This window comes from Vibrio rarus (assembly GCF_024347075.1).
GTDB lineage: Bacteria > Pseudomonadota > Gammaproteobacteria > Enterobacterales > Vibrionaceae > Vibrio > Vibrio rarus.
The window spans coordinates 2,534,826-2,557,985 of sequence record NZ_AP024900.1 but is presented as its reverse complement, the minus strand read 5'-3'; the positions used below and the strand labels follow the sequence as shown (position 1 = coordinate 2,557,985).

21 protein-coding genes and 9 tRNA genes are annotated in these 23,160 nt (G+C 43.6%); 28 read left to right on the top strand and 2 right to left on the bottom strand.

What is annotated here, in order from left to right:
• The first annotated feature begins 149 nt into the window (after nucleotides 1-149).
• The 9 genes from OCU56_RS11665 (at nucleotide 150) to OCU56_RS11625 (ending at nucleotide 1,225) form a co-directional block, all read left to right on the top strand.
• A tRNA-Met gene (locus OCU56_RS11665) sits at nucleotides 150-226 on the top strand.
• Between the two features lie 40 nt (nucleotides 227-266).
• Nucleotides 267-342, top strand: a tRNA-Gly gene (locus tag OCU56_RS11660).
• 56 nt (nucleotides 343-398) lie between these two features.
• Nucleotides 399-475, top strand: a tRNA-Met gene (locus OCU56_RS11655).
• A 40-nt stretch (nucleotides 476-515) separates the two neighbouring features.
• Nucleotides 516-591: transfer RNA gene (locus OCU56_RS11650), tRNA-Gly, on the top strand.
• Nucleotides 592-649: 58 nt separating this feature from the next.
• Nucleotides 650-726 (top strand) — tRNA-Met (locus OCU56_RS11645).
• Between the two features lie 40 nt (nucleotides 727-766).
• Nucleotides 767-842 (top strand) — tRNA-Gly (locus OCU56_RS11640).
• 55 nt (nucleotides 843-897) lie between these two features.
• A tRNA-Met gene (locus tag OCU56_RS11635) sits at nucleotides 898-974 on the top strand.
• A 40-nt stretch (nucleotides 975-1,014) separates the two neighbouring features.
• A tRNA-Gly gene (locus OCU56_RS11630) sits at nucleotides 1,015-1,090 on the top strand.
• A 58-nt stretch (nucleotides 1,091-1,148) separates the two neighbouring features.
• Nucleotides 1,149-1,225 (top strand) — tRNA-Met (locus OCU56_RS11625).
• Nucleotides 1,226-1,793: 568 nt separating this feature from the next.
• Here the strand turns inward: OCU56_RS11625 and queG are convergent.
• Nucleotides 1,794-2,906 carry a tRNA epoxyqueuosine(34) reductase QueG gene (gene queG, locus OCU56_RS11620; protein ID WP_261873368.1) on the bottom strand — a complete coding sequence of 371 codons (1,113 nt, stop codon included), beginning with the start codon at nucleotides 2,904-2,906 and terminating at the stop codon, nucleotides 1,794-1,796.
• Nucleotides 2,907-3,104: 198 nt separating this feature from the next.
• Between queG and tsaE the strand changes: the two genes are divergently transcribed.
• The 17 genes from tsaE (at nucleotide 3,105) to rplI (ending at nucleotide 19,564) form a co-directional block, all read left to right on the top strand.
• Nucleotides 3,105-3,569: a tRNA (adenosine(37)-N6)-threonylcarbamoyltransferase complex ATPase subunit type 1 TsaE gene (tsaE, locus tag OCU56_RS11615; RefSeq protein WP_261873367.1), complete on the top strand. Its 465-nt coding sequence runs from the start codon at nucleotides 3,105-3,107 to the stop codon at nucleotides 3,567-3,569.
• Complete coding sequence (locus OCU56_RS11610; RefSeq protein ID WP_261873366.1) at nucleotides 3,566-5,236, top strand: N-acetylmuramoyl-L-alanine amidase; 1,671 nt, start codon at nucleotides 3,566-3,568, stop codon at nucleotides 5,234-5,236. The genes tsaE and OCU56_RS11610 overlap by 4 nt, the downstream gene beginning before the upstream one ends.
• Nucleotides 5,233-7,239 carry a DNA mismatch repair endonuclease MutL gene (mutL, locus tag OCU56_RS11605; RefSeq protein ID WP_261873365.1) on the top strand — a complete coding sequence of 669 codons (2,007 nt, stop codon included), beginning with the start codon at nucleotides 5,233-5,235 and terminating at the stop codon, nucleotides 7,237-7,239. Before OCU56_RS11610 ends, mutL begins: the two co-directional genes overlap by 4 nt.
• A complete protein-coding gene (gene miaA / locus OCU56_RS11600; RefSeq protein ID WP_261873364.1) occupies nucleotides 7,232-8,164 on the top strand; it encodes a tRNA (adenosine(37)-N6)-dimethylallyltransferase MiaA in 933 nt (310 codons plus the stop codon). The genes mutL and miaA overlap by 8 nt, the downstream gene beginning before the upstream one ends.
• 161 nt (nucleotides 8,165-8,325) lie before the next feature.
• Nucleotides 8,326-8,586 (top strand): RNA chaperone Hfq, encoded by a 261-nt coding sequence (hfq, locus tag OCU56_RS11595; RefSeq protein WP_261873363.1) that lies wholly within the window; start codon nucleotides 8,326-8,328, stop codon nucleotides 8,584-8,586.
• A 49-nt stretch (nucleotides 8,587-8,635) separates the two neighbouring features.
• Nucleotides 8,636-9,925 carry a ribosome rescue GTPase HflX gene (hflX, locus tag OCU56_RS11590; RefSeq protein ID WP_261873362.1) on the top strand — a complete coding sequence of 430 codons (1,290 nt, stop codon included), beginning with the start codon at nucleotides 8,636-8,638 and terminating at the stop codon, nucleotides 9,923-9,925.
• A 45-nt stretch (nucleotides 9,926-9,970) separates the two neighbouring features.
• Nucleotides 9,971-11,170 (top strand): FtsH protease activity modulator HflK, encoded by a 1,200-nt coding sequence (hflK, locus tag OCU56_RS11585; protein WP_261873361.1) that lies wholly within the window; start codon nucleotides 9,971-9,973, stop codon nucleotides 11,168-11,170.
• A gap of 2 nt (nucleotides 11,171-11,172) precedes the next feature.
• Nucleotides 11,173-12,153: a protease modulator HflC gene (gene hflC, locus OCU56_RS11580; protein WP_261873360.1), complete on the top strand. Its 981-nt coding sequence runs from the start codon at nucleotides 11,173-11,175 to the stop codon at nucleotides 12,151-12,153.
• Between the two features lie 72 nt (nucleotides 12,154-12,225).
• The gene (locus OCU56_RS11575; RefSeq protein WP_261873359.1) at nucleotides 12,226-12,411 is read left to right on the top strand and encodes a DUF2065 domain-containing protein; all 186 of its coding nucleotides are present in this window, start codon (nucleotides 12,226-12,228) and stop codon (nucleotides 12,409-12,411) included.
• 138 nt (nucleotides 12,412-12,549) lie between these two features.
• Nucleotides 12,550-13,866, top strand: a complete 1,317-nt coding sequence (locus tag OCU56_RS11570; protein WP_261873358.1) for an adenylosuccinate synthase — start codon at nucleotides 12,550-12,552, stop codon at nucleotides 13,864-13,866.
• Between the two features lie 247 nt (nucleotides 13,867-14,113).
• Nucleotides 14,114-14,539: a nitric oxide-sensing transcriptional repressor NsrR gene (nsrR, locus tag OCU56_RS11565; RefSeq protein ID WP_261873357.1), complete on the top strand. Its 426-nt coding sequence runs from the start codon at nucleotides 14,114-14,116 to the stop codon at nucleotides 14,537-14,539.
• Between the two features lie 102 nt (nucleotides 14,540-14,641).
• Entirely contained in the window at nucleotides 14,642-17,098 is a 2,457-nt protein-coding gene (gene rnr, locus OCU56_RS11560; protein ID WP_261873356.1) for a ribonuclease R, read from the top strand.
• A gap of 12 nt (nucleotides 17,099-17,110) precedes the next feature.
• Nucleotides 17,111-17,848 (top strand): 23S rRNA (guanosine(2251)-2'-O)-methyltransferase RlmB, encoded by a 738-nt coding sequence (gene rlmB, locus OCU56_RS11555; protein ID WP_261873355.1) that lies wholly within the window; start codon nucleotides 17,111-17,113, stop codon nucleotides 17,846-17,848.
• Nucleotides 17,849-18,133: 285 nt separating this feature from the next.
• On the top strand, nucleotides 18,134-18,523 hold the full coding sequence (rpsF, locus tag OCU56_RS11550) for a 30S ribosomal protein S6 (protein WP_261873354.1): 390 nt from the start codon (nucleotides 18,134-18,136) through the stop codon (nucleotides 18,521-18,523).
• Nucleotides 18,524-18,531: 8 nt separating this feature from the next.
• A complete protein-coding gene (priB, locus tag OCU56_RS11545) occupies nucleotides 18,532-18,834 on the top strand; it encodes a primosomal replication protein N (protein WP_261873353.1) in 303 nt (100 codons plus the stop codon).
• Between the two features lie 16 nt (nucleotides 18,835-18,850).
• Nucleotides 18,851-19,078, top strand: a complete 228-nt coding sequence (gene rpsR, locus OCU56_RS11540) for a 30S ribosomal protein S18 (RefSeq protein WP_000090472.1) — start codon at nucleotides 18,851-18,853, stop codon at nucleotides 19,076-19,078.
• A 33-nt stretch (nucleotides 19,079-19,111) separates the two neighbouring features.
• Nucleotides 19,112-19,564, top strand: coding sequence for a 50S ribosomal protein L9 (rplI, locus tag OCU56_RS11535; RefSeq protein WP_261873352.1), 453 nt, complete (start codon nucleotides 19,112-19,114; stop codon nucleotides 19,562-19,564).
• A gap of 64 nt (nucleotides 19,565-19,628) precedes the next feature.
• Here the strand turns inward: rplI and OCU56_RS11530 are convergent, their stop codons facing one another.
• Nucleotides 19,629-20,351, bottom strand: coding sequence for a DUF481 domain-containing protein (locus OCU56_RS11530; protein WP_261874814.1), 723 nt, complete (start codon nucleotides 20,349-20,351; stop codon nucleotides 19,629-19,631).
• Nucleotides 20,352-20,611: 260 nt separating this feature from the next.
• Here OCU56_RS11530 and OCU56_RS11525 point away from each other — a divergent pair, with 260 nt between their 5' ends.
• Nucleotides 20,612-22,012 (top strand): replicative DNA helicase, encoded by a 1,401-nt coding sequence (locus OCU56_RS11525; protein ID WP_261873351.1) that lies wholly within the window; start codon nucleotides 20,612-20,614, stop codon nucleotides 22,010-22,012.
• Between the two features lie 8 nt (nucleotides 22,013-22,020).
• Nucleotides 22,021-23,115 carry an alanine racemase gene (gene alr, locus OCU56_RS11520; RefSeq protein WP_261873350.1) on the top strand — a complete coding sequence of 365 codons (1,095 nt, stop codon included), beginning with the start codon at nucleotides 22,021-22,023 and terminating at the stop codon, nucleotides 23,113-23,115.
• Nucleotides 23,116-23,160: the final 45 nt, after the last annotated feature.

Sequence of the window (23,160 nt, the reverse complement as noted above, 5' to 3'; positions counted from 1 at the left end):
AATGTAACTACTAGCTCAGTTGGTAGAGTGTAACCTTGCCAAGGTTGAGGTCACGCTTATGTTCAAGGGAAAGCGAACCTCGTGTGTCGCTCCAATCTCTTTTGAGATATCAAGCTTAACCATGCTTTTAAATGGTGAAACAATACGGACGCGGGGTGGAGCAGCTTGGTAGCTCGTCGGGCTCATAACCCGAAGGTCGTTGGTTCAAATCCAGCCCCCGCAACCAAATTCTAGATAACTTGAAAATATCGAGTTGTCAGCGGAATGCGACACTAGCTCAGTTGGTAGAGCGCAACCTTGCCAAGGTTGAGGTCACGAGTTCGAACCTCGTGTGTCGCTCCAATCTTTCTTTGAGAGATAAAAAGTCTTCATCGTACTTAACGGTGGCACAATACGGACGCGGGGTGGAGCAGCTTGGTAGCTCGTCGGGCTCATAACCCGAAGGTCGTTGGTTCAAATCCAGCCCCCGCAACCAAATTCTAGATAACTTGAAAATATCGAGTTGTCAGCGGAATGCGACACTAGCTCAGTTGGTAGAGCGCAACCTTGCCAAGGTTGAGGTCACGAGTTCGAACCTCGTGTGTCGCTCCAATCTCTTTCTTTGAGAGATAAAAAGTTTTCATCGTACTTAACGGTGACACAATACGGACGCGGGGTGGAGCAGCTTGGTAGCTCGTCGGGCTCATAACCCGAAGGTCGTTGGTTCAAATCCAGCCCCCGCAACCAAATTCTAGATAACTTGAAAATATCGAGTTGTCAGCGGAATGCGACACTAGCTCAGTTGGTAGAGCGCAACCTTGCCAAGGTTGAGGTCACGAGTTCGAACCTCGTGTGTCGCTCCAATCTCTTTTGAGATATCAAGCTTAACCATGCTTTTAAATGGTGAAACAATACGGACGCGGGGTGGAGCAGCTTGGTAGCTCGTCGGGCTCATAACCCGAAGGTCGTTGGTTCAAATCCAGCCCCCGCAACCAAATTCTAGATAACTTGAAAATATCGGGTTGTCAGCGGAATGCGACACTAGCTCAGTTGGTAGAGCGCAACCTTGCCAAGGTTGAGGTCACGAGTTCGAACCTCGTGTGTCGCTCCAATCTCTTTCTTTGAGAGATAAAAAGTCTTCATCGTACTTAACGGTGACACAATACGGACGCGGGGTGGAGCAGCTTGGTAGCTCGTCGGGCTCATAACCCGAAGGTCGTTGGTTCAAATCCAGCCCCCGCAACCAATTTCTATTGTTTAACTCCTCATGCGTCTTCCTAAGGTTATTTAAGTCCTACTTATCCCTATTGACCATTTTTAGCTCTAATTATCATTAATCTTTAGTTTTTCCTGTGTTTAACACATGAAGTTAATAATTAATGCACAGAGTTACCCACAAAAGCAAAACTGTGGATAACTTGGTTGATAAAAATAAAAAATATTGAATTTACAAGATCCTCTGTCAAGATCTATTTCATATTGCAGCACAATAATACACTCTACCATCACTATAACTAATTGATATAAAAGGGATAACAAGTAAAACCATTGATCGTTGCAATGTGATTATTCGATCTTGGTTACCTTATTATTTGATCTTTATCATATTTATCTTCTGTGTTTAACTTTAGTGCGTGCTTAAATGGGCTTCTCTTCAGCTTCTTTTTCCACATTGCCCTACGCCCCAATACATTTCGCTAGTTTCAAATGAAATAATGTGCATAAAAGGCGGTTTTTTATGTAGCCTACGAATTATATTCTAGTGAAAGTTGGGGATTAGCAGGGCGGAGTAAGGTTGGTTTTTGCGTCTAGGGTTACGCGTCTCTGGGTAATCCTTTTTGTACGATACGAATCAATCTTTGTTGCTTGGTTGAAACGGATGACGCTTGGGATGTGAGTCGTTCTATGGCGTAGTTAATATGATGGTCGAGTACATCATTTAGACCCAGTTTAGTTTTTAATGTGTTAATCACATCTTCTGAATAATGACTATTACCGATAGCAATAGATAAATTTCTCAACCATTGAATATAGCCGATACGCCGAATGGCTGAGCCTTCGAAATTCTTTAAAAAAGTGCTTTCATCCCATAAAAATAGATGCAATAAATCGCTGTTTTTGATGGTCTCTTTGCGATGAAAATCAGCTTGCTTAGTGATCTTTGCTTGTCGGTTAAATGGGCATACAAGTTGGCAGTCATCGCAACCATAGATGCGATTGCCCATGACATCACATAGAGCCTTGTCAATGATGCCGTCATATTCAATAGTTAAGTATGAAATACACTTGCGAGCATCAACTACGCCCTCTTCAACAATTGCTCCTGTAGGGCAACTGGTGATGCAAGATCGACATTTACCACATTGGTTTTCTATTACTTTATCGACGGGTAATGGCAGGTCTACCATCAATTCACCGAGAAAAAACCAAGAACCGGCATGCTCATCAAGTAACAAGGAGTGTTTACCTGTCCAGCCTAGCCCTGCTTTCTCTGCTAACGGTCTTTCTAATACTGGTGCTGAATCCACGAAAGGTCGGTAATTTAACTGGCCGACCTCTTGTTCTATTTTAGTCGCTAAGTGCTTTAGCTTATTTCTCATCAATTTATGGTAATCACGTCCTAAAGCATAACGGCTAATGTACGCTTGAGTCGAATCCGATAAATTACTGGCAAAATGCGCCTCAGGAGGAAGATAATCTAGACGGACACTGATGATCCTAACCGTGCCAGGATGCAATAATTCTGGGTGTACTCGCTTATCTCCATTACGTTCCATCCATTCCATACTGCCGTTATAGCCCTGTGCGAGCCATTTATTTAATCCAGCTTCATGGGCGGATAGGTCGATATCCGTGATGCCTACTTTTTGAAAACCAAGTTCGTTACCCCAAAGTTTGATTTGTTCTGCTAAACGTTGAAGATCCATTGTTTTGATAAATTGGAGAAAGTTGCCATTATTTTAGCGAATAAAACAGCGAACAGGTAATATAGTGACTATTTCTCTCTGTTTAGGAACAAAAGTTTTTGTTTAGAGTCTACCAAAGAAGTAGCTTTGCTCGACAAAACGCGCTCAGTAGAGATAATTAGGCCATTATTTATTAAAACCAATCGAAGATTAACGTTTATGACCCAGAAGCATTTCTCTCTTAAGGATGAGCACGACACAGTAAAGTTAGGGGCAAGCCTGTCTGCCTTATGCTCTGAGCAAACAACGATTTATTTGCATGGTGATCTGGGGGCGGGGAAAACAACCTTTAGTCGAGGTTTTATCCAATCTATGGGGCATAAGGGGAATGTAAAAAGCCCGACTTACACTTTAGTTGAGCCTTATGATTTACAACAGTGGCAAGTGTACCACTTTGATCTTTATCGCCTTGCTGATCCAGAAGAGCTAGAATTCATGGGGATCCGCGATTATTTTACGCCTGATGCTATTTGTCTCGTCGAGTGGCCACAGAGAGGCGTTGGTTTATTACCTGCCGCAGACCTTGAGTTGGATATTCGCTATCAAGGCAATGGTCGTATCGCCACTGTGACTGCAAACAGTGACAATGGATTAACACTGCTAAAAAATCTGGAGCTAAATTGATTAAGAACTCAGTATGGGCGCTTACTTTGCTATTTATTTCAACCTTGTTTGCCACTGTGCAGGCAAATGAAATAAAAAACATTCGTATCTCCACCACCAATAAAGATACTCGGGCTGTGATTGACCTTACTCACGCTGCTGAATACAGTTTCTTTACCTTAGCGAGCCCAGAGCGCGTAGTGGTAGATATTAAAAGCAGCTCAAACAGTGCCAAGCTACCTAAGTTAGTTACGAAAAGTCCGATTTTATCTAAAGTCCGTAAAAGTTCGCCACCGCATAAGAATACGGTTCGCTTAGTTTTTGAATTAAAAGGCAAGGCTTCCCCAAATGTCTTTAAACTAGGGCCAGATAAAGGCAATGGCCATCGATTGGTGGTGGATATTCCTTTTGGGGTGCAAACAAAGGCTGTCGCGAATAAACCTGTGGTTGCCAGCAAAATGACAGTCCCTCACCGACAAGATGTGCTGATTGTGATTGATCCCGGTCATGGTGGTAAAGATCCAGGCTCTATTGGTCCAAGTCGTAAATATGAAAAATTTGTCACGTTAAATATTGCTAAGAAATTATCGGCACAACTCAATGCGATACCGGGTATCACAACTAAGCTCACACGAAGTGGCGATTATTTCGTGCCTTTAGACCAGCGCGTTGCCATTGCAGATAAGAAAAATGCGCATTTATTTGTATCTATCCATGCTGATGCATTTACCTCACCACGCCCAAGAGGCGCATCGGTATTCTTCTTAAATGACCGCCGTCGAAACACTGAGATCTCGCGTTGGGTTGAAAACCAAGAGCGTCAATCCAGAAAACTGGGTGGCACCTCTACGGTCATTCGTAATGATAAGAACGTGAATCAAACCTTGCTTGATTTGCAGTTCACTCATTCAAAGCGCGAAGGCGAGAAGTTGGCTATTGATATACTAAAAGAGCTCAAAAAAGTGGCGCACTTACATAAGAGCAAACCAAGTGAAGCGAGCTTAGCGGTATTGCGTTCTCCGCAAATTCCCTCAGTGTTAGTGGAAACGGGTTTTATTTCTAACCCTAAAGAAGAGAAGTTGCTGTTCCAGCGTTCATATCAGGATAAATTAGCCTCAGCTCTTTCACGAGCCATTGTGACGTATTTACACAGTAACCCGCCAGAAGGCACAAGCTTTGATAAGTCAGTGCCTCATCATTCAGGATTCTATATTGTTAAGCGTGGTGATTTTCTCTCCAAAATAGCGCAAAACCACAAAGTGTCTGTAAATGCCCTTAAGGCGGCCAACAACTTAAAAAGTGACACCTTAAAAGTGGGGCAGAAACTCGCTATACCTGGGAGAGCTATTGCTTCAAGTACCTTGAACTCTGTTGAAACAAGAGTGATAACACATACAGTACGAAGCGGAGAGTACTTAGGCAAAATTGCCAGTCAGTATAAAGTGCCTGTCGCGTCCATTAAGCGTGAAAATAATCTTAAATCGAACACAGTACATGTGGGGCAAAAACTGAAAATTACGGTGGCCGTTAAAGATAAGCCGATTCGTAAGCACAAAGTTCAGCGCGGTGAGTTTTTAGGTAAAATTGCGGCTAAATATGGTGTGTCTGTGAGCAGCATCCGCAGTGCTAATAAACTTCGTTCAGATTCCCTTGCCGTTGGGCAGGTACTAATTATTCCAAACCGATGAGTGAAATAAGAATCTTGCCAGCAAGACTGGCAAACCAGATAGCAGCAGGGGAAGTGGTTGAAAGGCCTGCTTCTGTAGTAAAAGAACTGGTTGAGAATAGTATTGATGCGGGTGCGACTCGCATTGATGTCGATATCGAAAAAGGGGGCAGTAAGCTAATTCGTGTTAGAGATAATGGCAAAGGCATTATCAAAGATGAATTGCAGCTGGCTTTAAGTCGTCACGCGACATCTAAGATCACCACCTTAGATGACCTTGAAGCGATTATGAGCTTAGGATTTCGTGGTGAAGCCCTTGCTAGTATCAGTTCTGTTGCACGCTTAACCATGACTTCGCGCACAGCGACACAAGAGCAGGCGTGGTCTGCGTATTCTGAAGGGCGCGATATGCAGGTAAAACTGCAACCTACAGCGCACCCCGTGGGCACTTCGGTGGAAGTTCTGGATCTGTTTTTTAATACACCAGCAAGACGTAAGTTCTTACGTACTGAAAAAACCGAGTTCACGCATATTGAGGAATTATTAAAGCGCATAGCCTTAAGCCGCTTTGATGTCACTTTAAACCTGCGTCATAACGGCAAACTGATAAAACAATATCGTGGTGCAAAAACAGAACGGCAAATTGAGCAACGTATTCAAGCGGTATGTGGAAAAAACTTTGCAGAAAACATGCTCAAAGTGGAGTTGCAACACCAAGATCTCAAACTGCATGGCTGGATTACAACACCGACCGCCGCACGTTCACAAGGTGATTTACAGTATTGCTATGTGAATGGACGTATGATGCGCGATAAGTTGATCAACCACGCGATTCGTCAGAGCTATGAGTTAACGCTAAGACCGGATCAGTTTGCGACCTATGTGTTATTTATTGAGATAGATGCACATCAAGTGGATGTGAATGTCCACCCAGCCAAACATGAAGTACGCTTTCATCAAGCCCGTTTAGTGCATGATTTTATTTATCAGGCTTTAGTGGATGCCTTAGGTCAGTCAGAACAACTGCTCTGTCAAGAACGACGTCAAAGTGCATTTGCCACACCTCAACCTACATTAGAGGCTGAGTCTGAAAATCAAACGAGTACGGCTAACGACCTCTCTCACACTCAAAATAGCTCAACCGTTTCTCAAGCAGAAGCGCAAGGGATGCAACATATTCCGGCATACCCTAATAGAGCGGATGATACTTATCCTTTGCACTCTGCAAGGGCGCAAGGTGGAAAGGAGCAAAGTGCAAGAGAGAGCGATGAAAGAGGGCTGATTGCCGAAAAAAATGAAAATTTAAATCGCAACTGGGGCAATAAAAGTGCGGGCAGAGTAGATAAACCTCAGCTATCGCAACAAGAATCAAAGCTATACCAGCAACTGATGACGCCAGCGCCAAGTACGGAATCTCAACCATCACATGTAGCAACTTCCGCCTCAGTTACAACCCCAACACAAGCGATAACTCAATTGGGTAAGGCGCTTGCTGTTGTGCATGAGCGTTATCTATTAATAAACACCAATGCTGGATGTGGGTTACTGGCTTTAGCGCAAGCGGAGGTCTTAAAGTTACGCGGGCAATTATCGGTGAATGAAAGACCACTGATCAAACAACCGTTATTAATCCCCTTAGCCTTGAGGGTCACCAGTGAGGACATCACTCGCTTAAAGCAAATTCAGCCAGTGTTAGAACGCTTTGCTATCCAGTTAATGTTTAAAGCCGGTGCCAAAGTGATGGTAATGGCGGTGCCACAACCTCTTAGACAACATAATTTACAGCACATTTTTTCTCAGTTGCTCCGCCAACTCAGCGATGAGCGACAATTTACCGTTGAACAACTGAGCTTATGGCTTGCCTCTGAGATAGCCCAGCAAAATAAAATATACACGTTATCTGAAGCTATTCAGTTACTTTCAGACCTAGAAGGCGTATCAGAACAAGCGCTCGACTTAAAAGATACTAAACTTATTCAATTAGTGGATTTTTCCACATCAATTAAAGCGTTATTACATGAATGATAAATTGCCTCTGGCGATATTTTTAATGGGCCCAACGGCTTCAGGAAAAACTGAATTGGCTATTCGCTTACGTAGCCGTTTTCCTATTGAGTTGATCAGCGTTGACTCAGCTCTAGTTTATAAAGGAATGGATATAGGCACAGCTAAGCCTACAGCAGCAGAACAAGCGGCCGCTCCCCACCGTTTGATTGATATTATCGATCCATCACAATCGTACTCCGCTGCGGACTTTCGCCGTGATGCATTGCTGCTGATGGATGAGATCACCTCGCAAGGGAAAATCCCTATGCTAGTGGGTGGCACTATGCTGTATTACAAAGCGTTATTAGAAGGGTTATCGCCATTACCCGCAGCAGACCCTGAGATACGCGCTCAAATAGAGCAACAAGCTCAGCAAAAAGGTTGGCAAGCACTGCACGATGAACTTAAGCTTATTGATCCAGTATCGGCTGAGCGCATTCACCCTAACGATCCTCAGCGTTTATCTCGTGCCATCGAAGTATTTAAGATCACCGGTAAATCGTTAACGGAACTGACACAACAAAAAGGGGAGCCAATCCCTTATGATGTGAAGCAGTTTGCTATTGCACCTAAAGAGCGTTCAGAGTTGCATCGTAGGATCGAACTTCGTTATGAAAATATGGTAGCAGCGGGTTTTGAAGATGAAGTTAGAATGTTACATCAACGTGATGATTTACACTCAGATCTTCCTTCTATTCGTTGCGTAGGCTATCGTCAAATGTGGGGATACCTAGAAGGTGAATATGATTTTGATGAAGCAATCTTCAAAGGCATATGCGCAACAAGGCAGTTAGCGAAGCGACAAATTACTTGGCTTCGTAGCTGGAAAGATTTAACTTGGCTAGATAGCCAAAATATCGATCAAGGCGTCGAAACTATCGCAAATACCATAGCATCTAATTGAATTTGCTGTGTATAATATGATCGTTTTGCATAAACAATACCTCTACAAGGAACGTTTAACTATTTGAGGTATTGAACGGTTTAGCTAGGATGCGCAAACAGTACAATTTCTACTGTCATTTGCTAAATAATTACAACAACATACTAATAAGGAAAATAACAATGGCAAAGGGGCAATCTTTACAAGACCCGTTTTTGAACGCACTGCGTCGTGAGCGCGTGCCGGTTTCTATTTATCTTGTCAATGGCATTAAACTTCAAGGGCAAATTGAGTCTTTTGACCAATTCGTCATTTTATTGAAGAACACAGTAAACCAAATGGTATACAAACATGCTATTTCGACGGTAGTTCCTGCTCGAGCAGTAACTCATCACAGTGCTAACGAACGCGTTGAACGCACAGCAGAGAAGTCAGAAGACTAATTGAAAAAGTTATTTAATCATCAACAAATTTGTGTAAGGAGCTTATCGTTTGTTTGACCGGTATGAATCAGGTGAACAGGCGGTACTTGTTCATATTAATTTTACACAAGAAGGGGAATGGGAAGACCTAGCAGAATTTGAAATGCTAGTGTCTTCTGCAGGCGTAAATAACTTGCAAACAGTGACGGGTAGTCGTCAATCCCCTCATGCAAAGTATTACGTGGGTGAGGGTAAGGCTCAAGAAATTGCTGATATCGTTCAGCAATTCGAGGCCGAGATCGTTATCTTTAATCATTCCCTTTCCCCTGCCCAAGAACGAAACCTAGAGCAAATGTGTAAGTGTCGAGTGCTAGACCGTACCGGTTTAATATTAGATATCTTTGCACAACGGGCGAGAACCCATGAGGGTAAACTGCAAGTAGAGTTGGCTCAATTGCGCCATATCTCCACCCGATTAATACGTGGTTGGACTCACTTGGAGAGACAAAAAGGTGGTATTGGCTTAAGAGGGCCGGGTGAAACCCAGCTTGAAACCGACCGTCGTTTACTAAGAGACCGCATCAAAGCGATTTTACGTCGTTTGGATAAGGTCGCTAAGCAACGAGAGCAAGGTCGCAGAGCTAGAAAACGTGCCGAAATTCCTACTGTCTCTTTAGTTGGATATACCAACGCAGGCAAATCCACATTGTTCAATAGGATAACAGAAGCCAGTGTCTATGCAGCCGACCAATTGTTTGCAACTTTGGATCCAACTCTACGTAAAATAGAGTTAGACGATGTAGGCTTAGCCATCTTAGCGGATACGGTCGGATTTATCCGTCATCTTCCGCATGATTTGGTGGCCGCGTTTAAAGCAACGTTACAGGAAACCCAAGAAGCTGACATTTTGTTACATGTTATAGATGCGAGTGATGACCGTTTCAGAGAGAATGTGCAAGCTGTCGATATCGTCTTAGAAGAGATCGATGCACATGAAATCCCTGTTTTGCTTGTTATGAACAAAATAGACAACATGGAAAAGGCAACGCCTCGTATTGAGTATAATGATGAGGGCGTACCGACTACTGTGTGGGTTTCTGCAATGGAAGGCTTGGGTTTAGACCTTCTGTTTCAAGCGCTAACTGAACGTTTAGCAAGCCAAATGGTCGAATATACCCTGAGTATTCCTCCCTTATACCAAGGGCGTTTACGCGGTGTATTTTTCAACTTGAAATGTATTCGACAAGAGGCATATGATGAAGAAGGTAACTTGTTGATTGATATTCGAATGCAGCAAGCCGATTGGGCTAGACTGCAAAAGAGGGAAGAGGCGCAGTTGGACGACTTTATAGTCGGTTAAAAGACTGTTACTTTATAACGTCATATCTAGTGATGGAGTTTTCTAATGGCGTGGAACGAGCCTGGAAATAATAATGGAAACAATGGCCGCGATAATGACCCTTGGGGTAATAATGATCGTGGCAAACAGCAATCCGGTGGTCGCAACCAAGGACCACCAGATTTAGACGAAGTGTTTAATAAGCTGAGTCAAAAGCTGGGTGGAAAATTTGGTAAACGTGGTGGTGGTTCATCCTCTACCGGTGGCGGTGCAATGGGCTTTGGTCTGATTGCTCTTATTGCCATTGTGATTTGGTTTGCTTCTGGTTTCTATACCGTAGGCGAAGCCGAGCGTGGTGTAGTACTACGTCTGGGTAAATATGATCGCATCGTTGAACCTGGTCTAAACTGGCGTCCACGCTTTGTGGATGAAGTAACAACAGTCAACGTTGAAGCTATTCGTGCTTTGCAAGCTTCTGGTTTGATGCTAACAAAAGATGAAAACGTTGTTACAGTTGGCATGGGTGTTCAATATCGAGTTTCTGACCCGTATAAATATTTGTATCGTGTGACTAATGCTGATGACAGTTTGCGTCAAGCAACCGACTCTGCACTTCGTGCGGTAATTGGTGACTCACTAATGGACAGTATTTTAACCAGTGGTCGTCAGCAAATTCGTCAAAGCACTCAAGAAACATTAAATAGCATCATCGATGGCTATGATATGGGTATCTTGATTGTAGACGTCAACTTCCAATCCGCACGTCCGCCAGAGCAAGTGAAAGACTCGTTCGATGACGCTATCGCTGCGCGAGAAGATGAAGAGCGTTTCATCCGTGAAGCTGAAGCATACAAAAACGAAATTTTGCCTAAGGCAACAGGTCGTGCAGAACGTTTGAAGAAAGAAGCACTGGGTTATAGTGAGCGCATCGTGAATGAAGCGTTTGGTCAAGTCGCTCAATTCGAAAAACTACTCCCTGAATATCAGGCGGCTCCAGAGGTGACTCGAAACCGTTTGTATTTAGATACAATGGAAGAAGTTTACTCGAATACGTCTAAAGTACTGATTGATTCTGAATCAAGCGGTAACCTACTTTACTTGCCAATTGATAAATTAGCGGGTCAAGAAGGTTCATCAACTAAGCGTGCGAATAAATCGTCTTCAACTTACGATAAAATAGAGTTAGATGCCGATAAAGCAGCGCAAACGTCAACACCCGCTACGGACTCTCGTTCAACTACAACCACTCGTCAAGGGAGATACTAGAAATGCGTAAGTTAATGATCCCTGTAGTAGTGGTTATCATCGCACTATTGTTGATGTCGGTATTTGTGGTCCCAGAAGGTGAGCGCGGTATCGTGGTTCGATTTGGTCGTATCTTGAAAGATAACAATGAAATGTCTCGTATCTACGAGCCTGGACTGCATTTCAAAATGCCATTATTTGATAACGTTAAGCGTTTAGATGCGCGTATTCAAACAATGGATGGCCGTTCTGACCGTTTCGTAACTTCTGAGAAAAAAGACGTTATCATTGATTCATACGTGAAATGGCGTATTGAAGATTTCGGTCAATATTACCTAGCAACCGGTGGCGGTAATGCACTAACAGCGCAAGCGCTATTAGAGCGTAAAGTTACCGATGTGCTTCGTGCTGAAATCGGTTCTCGTGAGATCAAGCAGATTGTTTCGGGCCCTCGCAACAAAGCGATATTACCGGATGAGTCCGAGCTAGATGATACCGTTTCAGAAGCAGCACGTGCCGCCGTTGAAATTGACGGTGAGCGTGACAAAATCATGTCAGTGGTTTTAGACGATACCCGTCAAAGTGCTATGGATGACTTAGGTGTTCGCGTAGTTGATTTCCGAATGAAGAAAATCAACCTACCGGATGAAATCTCTGAATCAATCTACCGTCGTATGCGTGCTGAACGTGAGTCAGTGGCTCGTAAGCACCGTTCGCAAGGTCGTGAGAAAGCAGAAATCATCCGTGCTCAAGCTGAGCTAGAAGTGGCTACGGTACTAGCAGAAGCAGATAGAACAGCTCGAGTTACTCGAGGTGATGCAGATGCGAAAGCCGCGAAGATTTATTCTGATGCGTACAATAAAGACCCAGAGTTCTACAGCTTTGTGCGTTCTTTACGTGCCTATGAGAAATCCTTCTCTGAGAAAAGCGACATTATGGTCCTTGATCCTAAGAGTGACTTCTTCCGCTTTATGAATGATTCAAGTGGTGCACCACGTAAGTAACACTCGCTAGATATTGTAAAGGCTCCTAATTTAGGGGCCTTTTTTCATTTAAAGAATAAACAGGAAAAACGTATGTCTCAGGGAATTTGGATAGCTTTTGGTTTGCTTTTAGTTTTGGAAGGTATCGGCCCGTTACTCGCGCCTAATGCTTGGCGTAACATGATGGCGCAATTAAGTCAGCAGCCCGATAATCAGTTACGTCGACTCGGTGGCTGCTTGGTTGTCGCGGGGGCGGTAATCACCTTTATGTTGCTGTGAATATTGAAAAACTTTCGGTCGCTGTTTAAATCAATTTGAACAAGCACCATTATTTTTTATCCAGTGCTTAAAAAATGACTGCAAATTTAATTTTTCGGTGCTAAAATCTGTTTTTAACTAGCAATCAGAATTGGAAAGATGGGAAATAACGTAGTTGTTTTAGGCACCCAATGGGGTGACGAGGGTAAAGGTAAAATCGTTGACCTTTTAACTGAAGATGCGAAGTATGTTGTACGCTACCAAGGCGGACACAATGCAGGCCACACTCTAGTTATTGACGGTAAGAAAACCGTTCTTCACTTAATTCCATCAGGTATCCTGCGTGATAATGTGAAATGCATTATTGGCAACGGTGTTGTACTTTCTCCTGATGCACTTCTGAACGAAATGAAACCTCTTGAAGAGCGTGGCATTCCGGTTAGTGAGCGCCTATTTATTTCAGAAGCTTGTCCATTAATTCTTCCTTACCATATCGCTATCGATCAGGCTCGCGAAATCGCGCTTGGTAAAAAAGCAATTGGTACAACTGGTCGTGGTATCGGTCCAGCGTATGAAGATAAAGTAGCTCGTCGCAGTCTACGTGTTGGCGATCTATTTGATAAAGTTGCATTTGCTGAAAAACTAAAAGAAGTATTGGCTTACCATAACTTCCAACTAGAGCATTTCTATAAAGTTGAACCAGTAAGTTACGATGAAGTTCTTGAGCAAGCTATGGGCTATGCAGATCTTCTAACTTCAATGGTGATTGATGTTACTGACGAACTAGACGCGGCACGTAAACGTGGCGATAAAATCATGTTCGAAGGTGCTCAAGGTACACTTCTAGATATTGACCACGGTACTTACCCGTACGTAACCTCTTCTAACACAACCGCTGGTGGTGTTGCTGCAGGTTCTGGTTTTGGTCCTCGTCACATTGGTTACATCTTAGGTATTGCGAAAGCTTACTGTACTCGCGTTGGTTCAGGTCCATTCCCAACTGAGTTGTATGACGGTGTGGAACAGCAAGATCCAATCGGCAAACACTTAGGTGAAGTTGGCCATGAATTTGGTGCAACAACGGGTCGTCTACGTCGTACTGGTTGGTTTGATGCTGTTGCTATGCGTCGTGCGGTTCAATTGAACTCAATCTCAGGTTTCTGTCTAACTAAACTTGACGTACTTGATGGCCTAGAAGAACTGAAAATTTGTACTGGTTACAAAATGAAAGACGGTTCTGTACTAGAAGTCTCTCCAATGTCTGCTGAAGCATTCGAAGAAGCGACACCAATTTACGAAACTATGCCTGGTTGGTCTGAAAAAACTTATGGTGCGACGTCTCTTGACGCATTACCACAAGCGGCTCTTGACTACATCAAACGTATTGAAGAGTTAACTGGTGTGCCTATTGATATCATCTCTACGGGTCCTGACCGTAACGAGACAATGATCAAGGTCCATCCTTTCGCTTCTTAATTGCAGTGAAATCTTGATAAAAAACCGGCATTAGCCGGTTTTTTTGTGTCTATCGCGCGCTAACTCAAATTTTTCTGCTCATTATGCGCTCATAATTAAGCCCCTTATGAATGATGGGCGTGTTTTAGTGGAGCGATAACTTGACTCCTTAAAGCCGTATTCACTTTTACACAAGTAGTGCCACACATAAGGTGTATATTAAAGTCAACAAAAGAACTACACTTGTGGAATGACATGGAGTACCACTATGCAAATTACTAGCTTTACGGATTATGCTATTCGAACACTCATATACTTAGCCTCCCTTAAAGATGATGAACTCACTAATATCACTAAAGTAAGCGAAGTATTTGATATATCGCGTAACCATATGGTGAAGATCGTAAATAAGCTTGGTCAAAAGGGATTCATAAAAACGATTCGTGGTAAGAATGGTGGGATTAGGCTTAATCAACCGGTAGATAAAATAAATATTGGCAATGTGGTGAGAGAGTTAGAACCGTTGATGGTGATTAACTGTTCTCCCGAGTTCTGCCATATCACCCCCGCTTGCCGCTTGAAAAGTTACCTTCACCAAGCCAAAGAAGCCTTTTTGCAAGAGTTAGATAAATGCCATCTAAATGACTTAGTGGGCGATAATTCACAATTAATGATTCTTTTATCTAAAGGTTAGCAACAAAAAGGTGATTATTTCATTAATTTGTAAAGCATTTTTTCCTTGTGGGGCATTACTAGAATATACTTTACACAATTATTCTAATAAATGAGCACATCCATGTCCGATTCTAAATCTCTTGACCCCCATGCCGCTCGAGAGGCTAAAAATTACGAGAACCCAGTACCAAGCAGAGAGTTTCTTCTAAGCTTTCTTGAAGGTGCTGGCGTGCCAATGAATCGCAATGACCTATTTACCGCATTAGAGCTTAGCGGTGAAGATCAGTATGAAGGCTTGCGCCGTCGTTTAAATGCCATGTTACGTGATGGCCAATTGGTTTTCACTCGTCGCCAATGTTTTGCGGTTCCTGAAAAATTAGAGATGATTAAAGGCCATGTTATTGGCCATAAAGATGGCTTTGGCTGGGTTCGTCCTGAAGGTGTTATAGGCAAAGATCACGACCTAGTGCTGCCTTTTCATCAAATGCGCGGCATCATTCACGGTGACTACGTGCTCGCTCAGCAGTCCGGTACCGATAAGCGAGGCCGCAAAGAAGCACGTATTGTAAGAGTGCTAGAAGAGCGTGCCATGCAAATTGTTGGACGTTTCTTCCTTGAATTTGGCCAAGCGTATGTTGTGGCCGACGACTCTCGAATCCACCAAGATATTCTTATTCCTAAAGAGCACCGAATGGGTGCTCGTATGGGCAATGTCGTTGTTATTGAAATAACAGACAGAGGCAGTCGCTCTCGAGGCATGACAGGGCAAGTTGTTGACGTACTCGGTGAAAATTTAGCACCGGGCATGGAAACGCAAATTGCCATCCGTACTCATCAAATACCTAATGAATGGCCAGAAGAAGTCACTCAGCAAATTGCCTCATTAGAAGAGCAGGTGCCAGAAGAGGCGAAAAAGGGACGTGTCGATTTAAGAGAGTTACCATTGGTTACCATTGATGGTGAAGACGCTCGAGATTTTGATGATGCCGTATATTGTGAAAAGAAAAAAAGCGGTGGTTGGCGCTTATGGGTGGCTATTGCCGATGTCAGCCATTATGTTCGCCCTGACTCCGCTTTAGATAAAGAAGCCATTAACCGCGGTAACTCTGTGTATTTCCCTTCTCAGGTTGTGCCTATGCTACCGGAGGTGTTGTCTAACGGCTTGTGTTCTCTCAACCCTCAAGTTGATCGCCTATGTATGGTATGTGAAATGACGGTATCGGAAAGCGGTAAGCTTTCTGGTTATAAGCATTATGAAGCAGTGATGAACTCTCACGCTCGTTTAACCTATACCAAGGTGAACGATATTCTCAATGGTGATGAAGAGCTGAATCAACGTTATGAGTCTTTAGTGCCTCATTTGCAAGAATTGCACAATATGTACAGCATACTCAAAACGTCTCGCGAGCGTCGTGGTGCAATAGAGTTTGAAACGGTAGAAACCAAATTTATCTTTAATGCTGATAGAAAAATTGACCGTATTGAACCTGTCATTCGTAACGATGCGCATAAGCTGATTGAAGAGTGTATGATCTTAGCGAACATTGCCTCTGCTTCTTTAGTTGAAAAACTGAAAGAGCCTGCACTGTATCGCATCCATGAAACTCCAGGGGAGCAAAGACTCACCGGTTTTAAAGATTTCTTGAGTGAGTTGGGTTTAACCTTAAATGGTGGTTTAGAACCATCGCCAACCGATTATGCTGATCTGATGCAAGTGGTGATTCAGCGTCCGGATAAAGAGCTTATCCAGACAATGCTACTACGTTCAATGAAGCAAGCGGTGTATAATCCAGACAATGCGGGTCACTTTGGTCTAGCATTAAAGCGTTATGCGCACTTCACCTCACCTATTCGTCGTTATCCCGATTTGTTATTGCATCGCGCAATTAAGTACTTAATTGCAAAACAAGAAGGGCGTAATACGGATCGATGGACCCCAACAGGCGGTTACCATTATTCTTTCGATGATATGGATGTGTTTGGTGAGCAATGTTCCATGACCGAACGCCGCGCTGATGACGCCACCCGTGATGTTGCCGACTGGCTCAAGTGTGAATACATGCAAGATCATGTTGGTGAAGAGTTAGACGGTGTAATTGCCAATGTGACGGGCTTTGGTTTCTTTGTTCGATTAACCGAGCTACATATCGATGGCTTGGTTCATATATCGACATTAGCGAACGACTACTATCGCTATGATGCCATCAGTCAGCGTTTAGTCGGTGAAAGTTCAGGTCAAATCTATCGTCTTGGTGATCAGGTTAAGGTGAAAGTATTAGCCGTGAACCTAAACGACAAACAAATTGATTTTGAAATAGTAGGCAGTAATCGTACTCCGAAAGGCAAAGGTAAAACGGCGAAAAAACGTTTGTTAGAAGATGCAAAACGTTTTGGCGACAAAAAAGACGCCCCTGCAAAGAAAGGGCGCTCTAAACGAGCTAAAACTCTGGTCGAGCCTACTGTACGTCCTGATGGCAGTACAGATGCTAAGCCTGCAGCCAAAAAGTCAAAATCGCAAAAAGCCAGAAAAAATAAAGCACGTAGCAATAAGAACAAAGCTCGCGCTCCTAAGAAATAAGAGAAGTCACTAATGAGTAACGAATATATTTACGGTATCCATGCAGTTAAAGCCGTGCTAGAGAATGATCCAGCACGCTTTATCGAAGCATTTGTATTAAAGGGGCGTCAGGATGACCGTTTGTTACCTTTAATTAACCAACTTCAAGCGTACGGCGTGTCTATCCAACAGATGGGACGCAAAGCACTAGACGATAAATCTAAAGGCGCAAACCACCAAGGCATTATCGGTCGAGTGAAAGCGGCCAAAGCCTTAAACGAAAATGATCTAGATAGCATAGTGGCCTCTAATCCCAACCCGCTGCTACTGATTCTCGATGGTGTCACGGATCCGCATAACCTCGGTGCTTGTCTACGTAATGCTGATGCTGCCGGTGTTGCCGCTGTAATCGTTCCTAAAGATAAATCTGCGCCGTTGACAGCCACAGTGAGTAAAGTCGCTTGTGGTGCAGCAGAAACCGTACCTTTGGTTCGCGTAACTAACCTAGCGCGTACTATGCGCCGTTTACAAGAGCAGAATGTGTGGATTGTGGGTACGGCAGGCGAGGCGACACATGACGTGTACCAAAGCAAACTTACCGGCTCACTAGCGATTGTCATGGGTGCGGAAGGGGATGGCATGCGCCGCCTAACACGCGAAACCTGTGATGACTTGATTAAGATCCCTATGGCCGGTTCTGTATCGAGCCTTAACGTATCTGTCGCGTCAGGTGTTTGTCTATTTGAAGCGGTTAGACAGCGTCAAAAGTAGCCAATACTGTTTTCATGATTTAAAAAATGGGAGCTTCGGCTCCTGTTTTTATATGGAGACTTTCTGCGTCCAAAAATAGTGAAAAACGTTTAATTTATAAGCATTAAACGCCTGTTTACTACAGCCGAAAACTATCTCAGCACATTAGGTGTTTTTCTCTTGATCTTATTGGGCGATTTCTGTACTATTTGCCGTCCTTAAAACTCGGTCATTTATCTTTAGTTCCTTGCTTCCTCTGGACGACCGAGCCACTCGTGGAAGCTAATAATCCGTAAGGAGCAACAAATGCGTCATTACGAAATCGTATTCATGGTGCACCCTGATCAAAGCGAGCAAGTTGCTGGCATGATCGAGCGTTACACTGGTTCTATCAACGAAGCTGGCGGTACTATCCACCGTCTAGAAGACTGGGGTCGTCGTCAACTGGCTTACCCAATCAACAAGCTTCATAAAGCTCACTACGTTCTTATGAACGTTGAAGCTGATCAAGCTGTGATCGACGAGCTAGAAACTGCTTTCCGTTATAACGATGCAGTTCTACGCAACATGATCATGCGCACTAAAGGCGCTGTGACTGAGCAATCAATCATGCTTAAGCAAAAAGAAGAGCGTGCAGAGCGTGCTCCTCGTCGCGAAGAGCGTACTGAAGCTAAGCCAGAAGCATCTGCTGAGTAATTGATTGTATGACCAATCGAATGGACTTAAGTGGCTCTGTTACTAAAGACTCTGTTCGAACACAATGCCCCTCGGGGATATCACATTGCCAGTTTTGGCTTGAGCATCGCTCAGATGTGATGGAAGCAGAGCTTCCAAGACAGGTTTACTGTCGAATGCCTGTAGTGGTGAGTGGCAAAAGGTCGCACACATTAACTCAAGAACTAGTTAAAGGCAGCACTATCAGGGTAAGTGGCTTTGTCGCTTATCAAACTAGCCAAAATGGCTTAGGAAAACTGGTTTTGCATGCCCAAGATATCACTCAAATTTAAGATCAGGAGATAGCCCATGGCTCGTTTCTTCCGTCGTCGTAAATTCTGCCGTTTTACTGCAGAAGGCGTACAAGAGATTGATTACAAAGACGTAGCAACTCTTAAAAACTACATCACTGAAGCTGGTAAAATTGTACCTAGCCGTATTACTGGTACTAGCGCTAAATATCAGCGTCAACTAGCTCGTGCAATCAAGCGTTCTCGCTACCTAGCACTACTTCCGTACACTGATAAGCATCAGTAATCGGTCGGTTTATTAAGAATAGAGGATTAAATAATGCAAGTTATTCTACTTGATAAAATCGGTAACCTAGGTGCTCTTGGCGATACTGTTAATGTTAAATCTGGTTACGCTCGTAACTACCTTATCCCACAAAATAAGGCAGTAATGGCTACTAAATCTAACGTTGAAATGTTCGAAGCTCGTCGTGCTGAACTAGAAGCTAAAGTTGCTGAGCAACTAGCTGCTTCTCAAGCTCGTGCTGAGAAAGTTAACGCTCTAGAAGCTGTTGTTATCGCATCAAAAGCTGGTGACGAAGGTAAACTATTCGGTTCTATCGGTACTCGTGACATCGCTGACGCTGTTACAGCTGCTGGCGTTGAAATTGCTAAGAGCGAAGTTCGTCTTCCTGAAGGCGCACTACGTAACACTGGTGAGTTCGAAGTAAGCGTTCAACTTCACTCTGAAGTTTTCGCAACTGTGAACCTACAAGTTGTACCTGCAGAGTAATTTTTTACTCTAAAGACAACTTAATAAAAACACCGGCCTTGGTCGGTGTTTTTTTATGCCTGAATTAAAAAAGAAAGAGCAGATTTACGGAAAACACAGAATCAGTATTGCTGAGCCCATCGGGTACTTTATTATGGTATTGACGGTTATGAACGATTTTCAGAGCAATATCTTCAGTAATGGCATTGATTACAGACAGCTCGGTATCCGTTCGAGTATTACTTTCCCCCGCAGCTATGGTGAGATTACCGCCGAGGGATAAAGATTTAATAGGCTTCCATACCATAGACAGCTTGCCACGAATAATCGGCTCTTGAACAGTTTCAGGAAAGATAATGTCATCATCCCCAATTTCATCAAGATTTGGCTTTTGGTAGCGATAACCAGGGCCCAATTCCCCCTCTATGAGTACGTACTTAGTGTTGGTGATTTGATAACCTAAACCGAGTGATACGGTATAGTCGGTAAAATAGGCACTGTATTTAGAGTCATAACCACTAAAACTGGAATAAGCGTAGCTCTTTGAACCAAGTTTGTAGTCTCCTTGAAGATCATAAGTGGATTGCCGCTTATCTTCCGCGCCATCTTTATATAATAAATAATATTTCCACTCACCATTGAGACGGTAACGGTTCTTTATGTATTCTCCGCTGATACGCGAGTTCAAAGACTGAGAGTCTGAATTACCAGAGTGAGACTGATAGCCAAACTCCACTTCACTTTTAAAGGGGGAAGGGCTTGCGATATCCGTATCTTCACGCTCTTCCGCGTGAGGTACTGAGCACATCAGAGACCCCAGACAAAATAGCCATTTTTTTGACACGAAATACCTCTAATCTAAGTTACTGTTGCATATTGTACATTAACACAGAAAGTCTGAGTCAATATCCAGTGAAAAATTATACAGTTAGTATGACTCATCTCTTAGGGTTATGGAGTTTAAATGTCGGTGGGCTTTAAATAGCGTAGGTATTAAACATAATTTTCTGAACACATCACCTGTAGCATTGGTATAATGCCGGCAACTGCAAGTTATAGAGCACACCTATGGTAGATCAACGAACAAAGAAAAACCAAGACTCTCAAGTCGATGCAATTAAAGCTCCCCCTCATTCACTGGAGGCGGAGCAGTCGGTTATTGGTGGATTATTACTCGATAATGAACGTTGGGATACGGTTGCCGAAAAAGTCATGGCAACGGACTTTTTTAGCCGACCGCATAGGCTGATATTTGAAGCAGTAAAAACCCTGCTTGAAGATAGCCAACCATTAGATCTTATTACCTTATCGGAGTTTTTAGAGCGCCGTGAACAACTAGAAGATGTGGGTGGTTTCGCCTATCTAGCTGATTTGGTAAAGAATACCCCGAGTGCGGCCAACATTAATGCATACGCTGAAATTGTTGCAGAGCGTGCAGTGGTAAGAAACCTGATAGGTGTCGCCAATGAAATTGCAGATGCAGGTTATGACCCGCAAGGTCGCTCGTCGAGTGATCTAGTGGACTTTGCTGAAAGTAAGGTGTTTGCGATTGCCGAGGAGCGTTCGAATGAAAAAGACGGCCCGCAAAATGTCGACAATATCTTAGAGAAAACACTCGAACGTATCGAAACCTTATATAAAACGCCACAAGATGGTGTGACCGGTGTGGACTCTGGCTTTAATGACTTAAATAAAAAAACCGCAGGTTTACAGCCTTCCGATTTGATTATTGTGGCTGCTCGTCCATCAATGGGTAAAACCACCTTTGCCATGAACTTGTGTGAAAACGCCGCGATGGAATCGGACAAGCCGGTGTTAATCTTCTCTTTAGAGATGCCCTCAGAACAGATAATGATGAGGATGTTGGCATCATTATCACGGGTAGATCAAACCAAAATTCGTACAGGGCAACTGGACGATGAAGATTGGGCGCGTATTTCTTCTACTATGGGCGTATTGATGCAGAAGAAGAACATGTTTATTGATGACAGCTCAGGTTTAACGCCTACCGAGCTGAGATCTCGTGCTCGACGTATTGCCCGAGATAATGGTGGGCTAAGCCTGATCATGGTTGATTACTTGCAGTTGATGCGCGTTCCTGGGATGCAAGATAATCGTACTTTGGAGATCTCAGAAATCTCTCGCTCTTTAAAAGCCTTAGCCAAAGAATTGAATGTGCCGGTTGTTGCACTTTCACAGCTTAACCGTTCATTGGAGCAACGAGCTGACAAACGTCCAATTAACTCTGATCTTCGTGAATCAGGAGCGATAGAGCAGGATGCGGATTTGATCATGTTTATCTATCGTGATGAGGTCTATAACCCTGACAGTGCCATGAAGGGAACGGCAGAAATTATTCTTGGTAAACAACGTAATGGTCCTATTGGTTCTGTTCGCTTAACTTTCCAAGGGCAGTTTTCCCGGTTTGATAACTATGCTGGACCTGCATTTGATTATGATGATGAGTAAGAATTAATATGAGTAGATTGAAAGCCGCTATAGCATCCATCAACACAGATGCGTTACGTCATAATATTAAGCTAGTCCATCAGCAAGCACCGAACAGTCGTTTGCTGGCCGTGGTAAAAGCAAATGGATATGGTCATGGCTTACTGAAAGTCGCCAAACATGCTGAAGATGCGGATGCTTTTGGTGTTGCCAGAGTAGAAGAGGCATTACAACTTCGAGCGGGAGGCATTGTTAAGCCTATTTTATTGCTGGAAGGTTTTTACTCTGATAGTGATTTACCGATATTAGTCACCAATAACATTCAAACGGTTGTTCACTGCGAAGAACAGTTAGTTGCTTTAGAGCAAGCTGAACTTGAAAATCCGGTTGTTGTTTGGCTGAAAATGGACACGGGAATGCACCGTTTAGGTGTGCGCCCAGAGCGCTACGATGAATATATTCAACGACTTCATCAGTGTAAAAATGTTGCGCATCCTTTGCGTTATATCAGTCATTTTGGCTGTGCTGATGAGCGTGATAACCCAGTAACAGCCCAGCAAATTGAGCTTTTTAAAGCCACGACTGAAAATTGTGAAGGCGAGCGCTCACTGGCCGCCTCGGCGGGAATACTTGCTCATAGTGACAGTCATTTTGATTGGGTGCGTCCAGGTATTATTATGTATGGCGTTTCGCCTTTTGGTGATAATAACGCGCAGCAACTGGGTTATCGCCCAGTCATGACCTTAAGCTCTCACTTAATTGCTGTGAATGACCTCAAAGCAGGGGAAAGCATTGGCTATGGAGCCAACTGGACCTGCGAGCGAGATACTAAGATTGGCGTTATCGCCGTGGGTTATGGTGACGGTTATCCTAGAATGGCGCCCAATGGAACACCGGTATTGGTGAATGGTCGTAAAGTGCCGTTAGCAGGGAGAGTATCTATGGATATGCTTACGGTCGATTTAGGTCCAGATGCGACTGATAGCGTGGGTGACACGGCAGTATTATGGGGTGAGTCTTTGCCAGTGGAGGAGGTCGCACAATGCGTTGGCACAATCGCATACGAATTAGTGACTAAGCTGACATCTAGGGTTATACCTGTTTACATTAAAGACCATATTTAGCGCATAAACTGTGAAGCAACTCTACAATTGCGCGAAATACATCAG

What these genes read in the sequence shown, in the direction of transcription:
- rlmB (WP_261873355.1), top strand. Translation starts at nt 17,111, where the DNA reads ATGAGTAACGAATATATTTACGGTATCCATGCAGTTAAAGCCGTGCTA.
- priB (WP_261873353.1), top strand. Translation starts at nt 18,532, where the DNA reads ATGACCAATCGAATGGACTTAAGTGGCTCTGTTACTAAAGACTCTGTT.
- mutL (WP_261873365.1), top strand. Translation starts at nt 5,233, where the DNA reads ATGAGTGAAATAAGAATCTTGCCAGCAAGACTGGCAAACCAGATAGCA.
- hfq (WP_261873363.1), top strand. Translation starts at nt 8,326, where the DNA reads ATGGCAAAGGGGCAATCTTTACAAGACCCGTTTTTGAACGCACTGCGT.
- tsaE (WP_261873367.1), top strand. Translation starts at nt 3,105, where the DNA reads ATGACCCAGAAGCATTTCTCTCTTAAGGATGAGCACGACACAGTAAAG.
- hflC (WP_261873360.1), top strand. Translation starts at nt 11,173, where the DNA reads ATGCGTAAGTTAATGATCCCTGTAGTAGTGGTTATCATCGCACTATTG.
- alr (WP_261873350.1), top strand. Translation starts at nt 22,021, where the DNA reads ATGAGTAGATTGAAAGCCGCTATAGCATCCATCAACACAGATGCGTTA.
- rplI (WP_261873352.1), top strand. Translation starts at nt 19,112, where the DNA reads ATGCAAGTTATTCTACTTGATAAAATCGGTAACCTAGGTGCTCTTGGC.
- miaA (WP_261873364.1), top strand. Translation starts at nt 7,232, where the DNA reads ATGAATGATAAATTGCCTCTGGCGATATTTTTAATGGGCCCAACGGCT.
- OCU56_RS11530 (WP_261874814.1), bottom strand. Translation starts at nt 20,351, where the DNA reads ATGTGCTCAGTACCTCACGCGGAAGAGCGTGAAGATACGGATATCGCA.
- rpsR (WP_000090472.1), top strand. Translation starts at nt 18,851, where the DNA reads ATGGCTCGTTTCTTCCGTCGTCGTAAATTCTGCCGTTTTACTGCAGAA.
- nsrR (WP_261873357.1), top strand. Translation starts at nt 14,114, where the DNA reads ATGCAAATTACTAGCTTTACGGATTATGCTATTCGAACACTCATATAC.
- rpsF (WP_261873354.1), top strand. Translation starts at nt 18,134, where the DNA reads ATGCGTCATTACGAAATCGTATTCATGGTGCACCCTGATCAAAGCGAG.
- rnr (WP_261873356.1), top strand. Translation starts at nt 14,642, where the DNA reads ATGTCCGATTCTAAATCTCTTGACCCCCATGCCGCTCGAGAGGCTAAA.
- OCU56_RS11575 (WP_261873359.1), top strand. Translation starts at nt 12,226, where the DNA reads ATGTCTCAGGGAATTTGGATAGCTTTTGGTTTGCTTTTAGTTTTGGAA.
- OCU56_RS11525 (WP_261873351.1), top strand. Translation starts at nt 20,612, where the DNA reads ATGGTAGATCAACGAACAAAGAAAAACCAAGACTCTCAAGTCGATGCA.
- hflK (WP_261873361.1), top strand. Translation starts at nt 9,971, where the DNA reads ATGGCGTGGAACGAGCCTGGAAATAATAATGGAAACAATGGCCGCGAT.
- OCU56_RS11570 (WP_261873358.1), top strand. Translation starts at nt 12,550, where the DNA reads ATGGGAAATAACGTAGTTGTTTTAGGCACCCAATGGGGTGACGAGGGT.
- queG (WP_261873368.1), bottom strand. Translation starts at nt 2,906, where the DNA reads ATGGATCTTCAACGTTTAGCAGAACAAATCAAACTTTGGGGTAACGAA.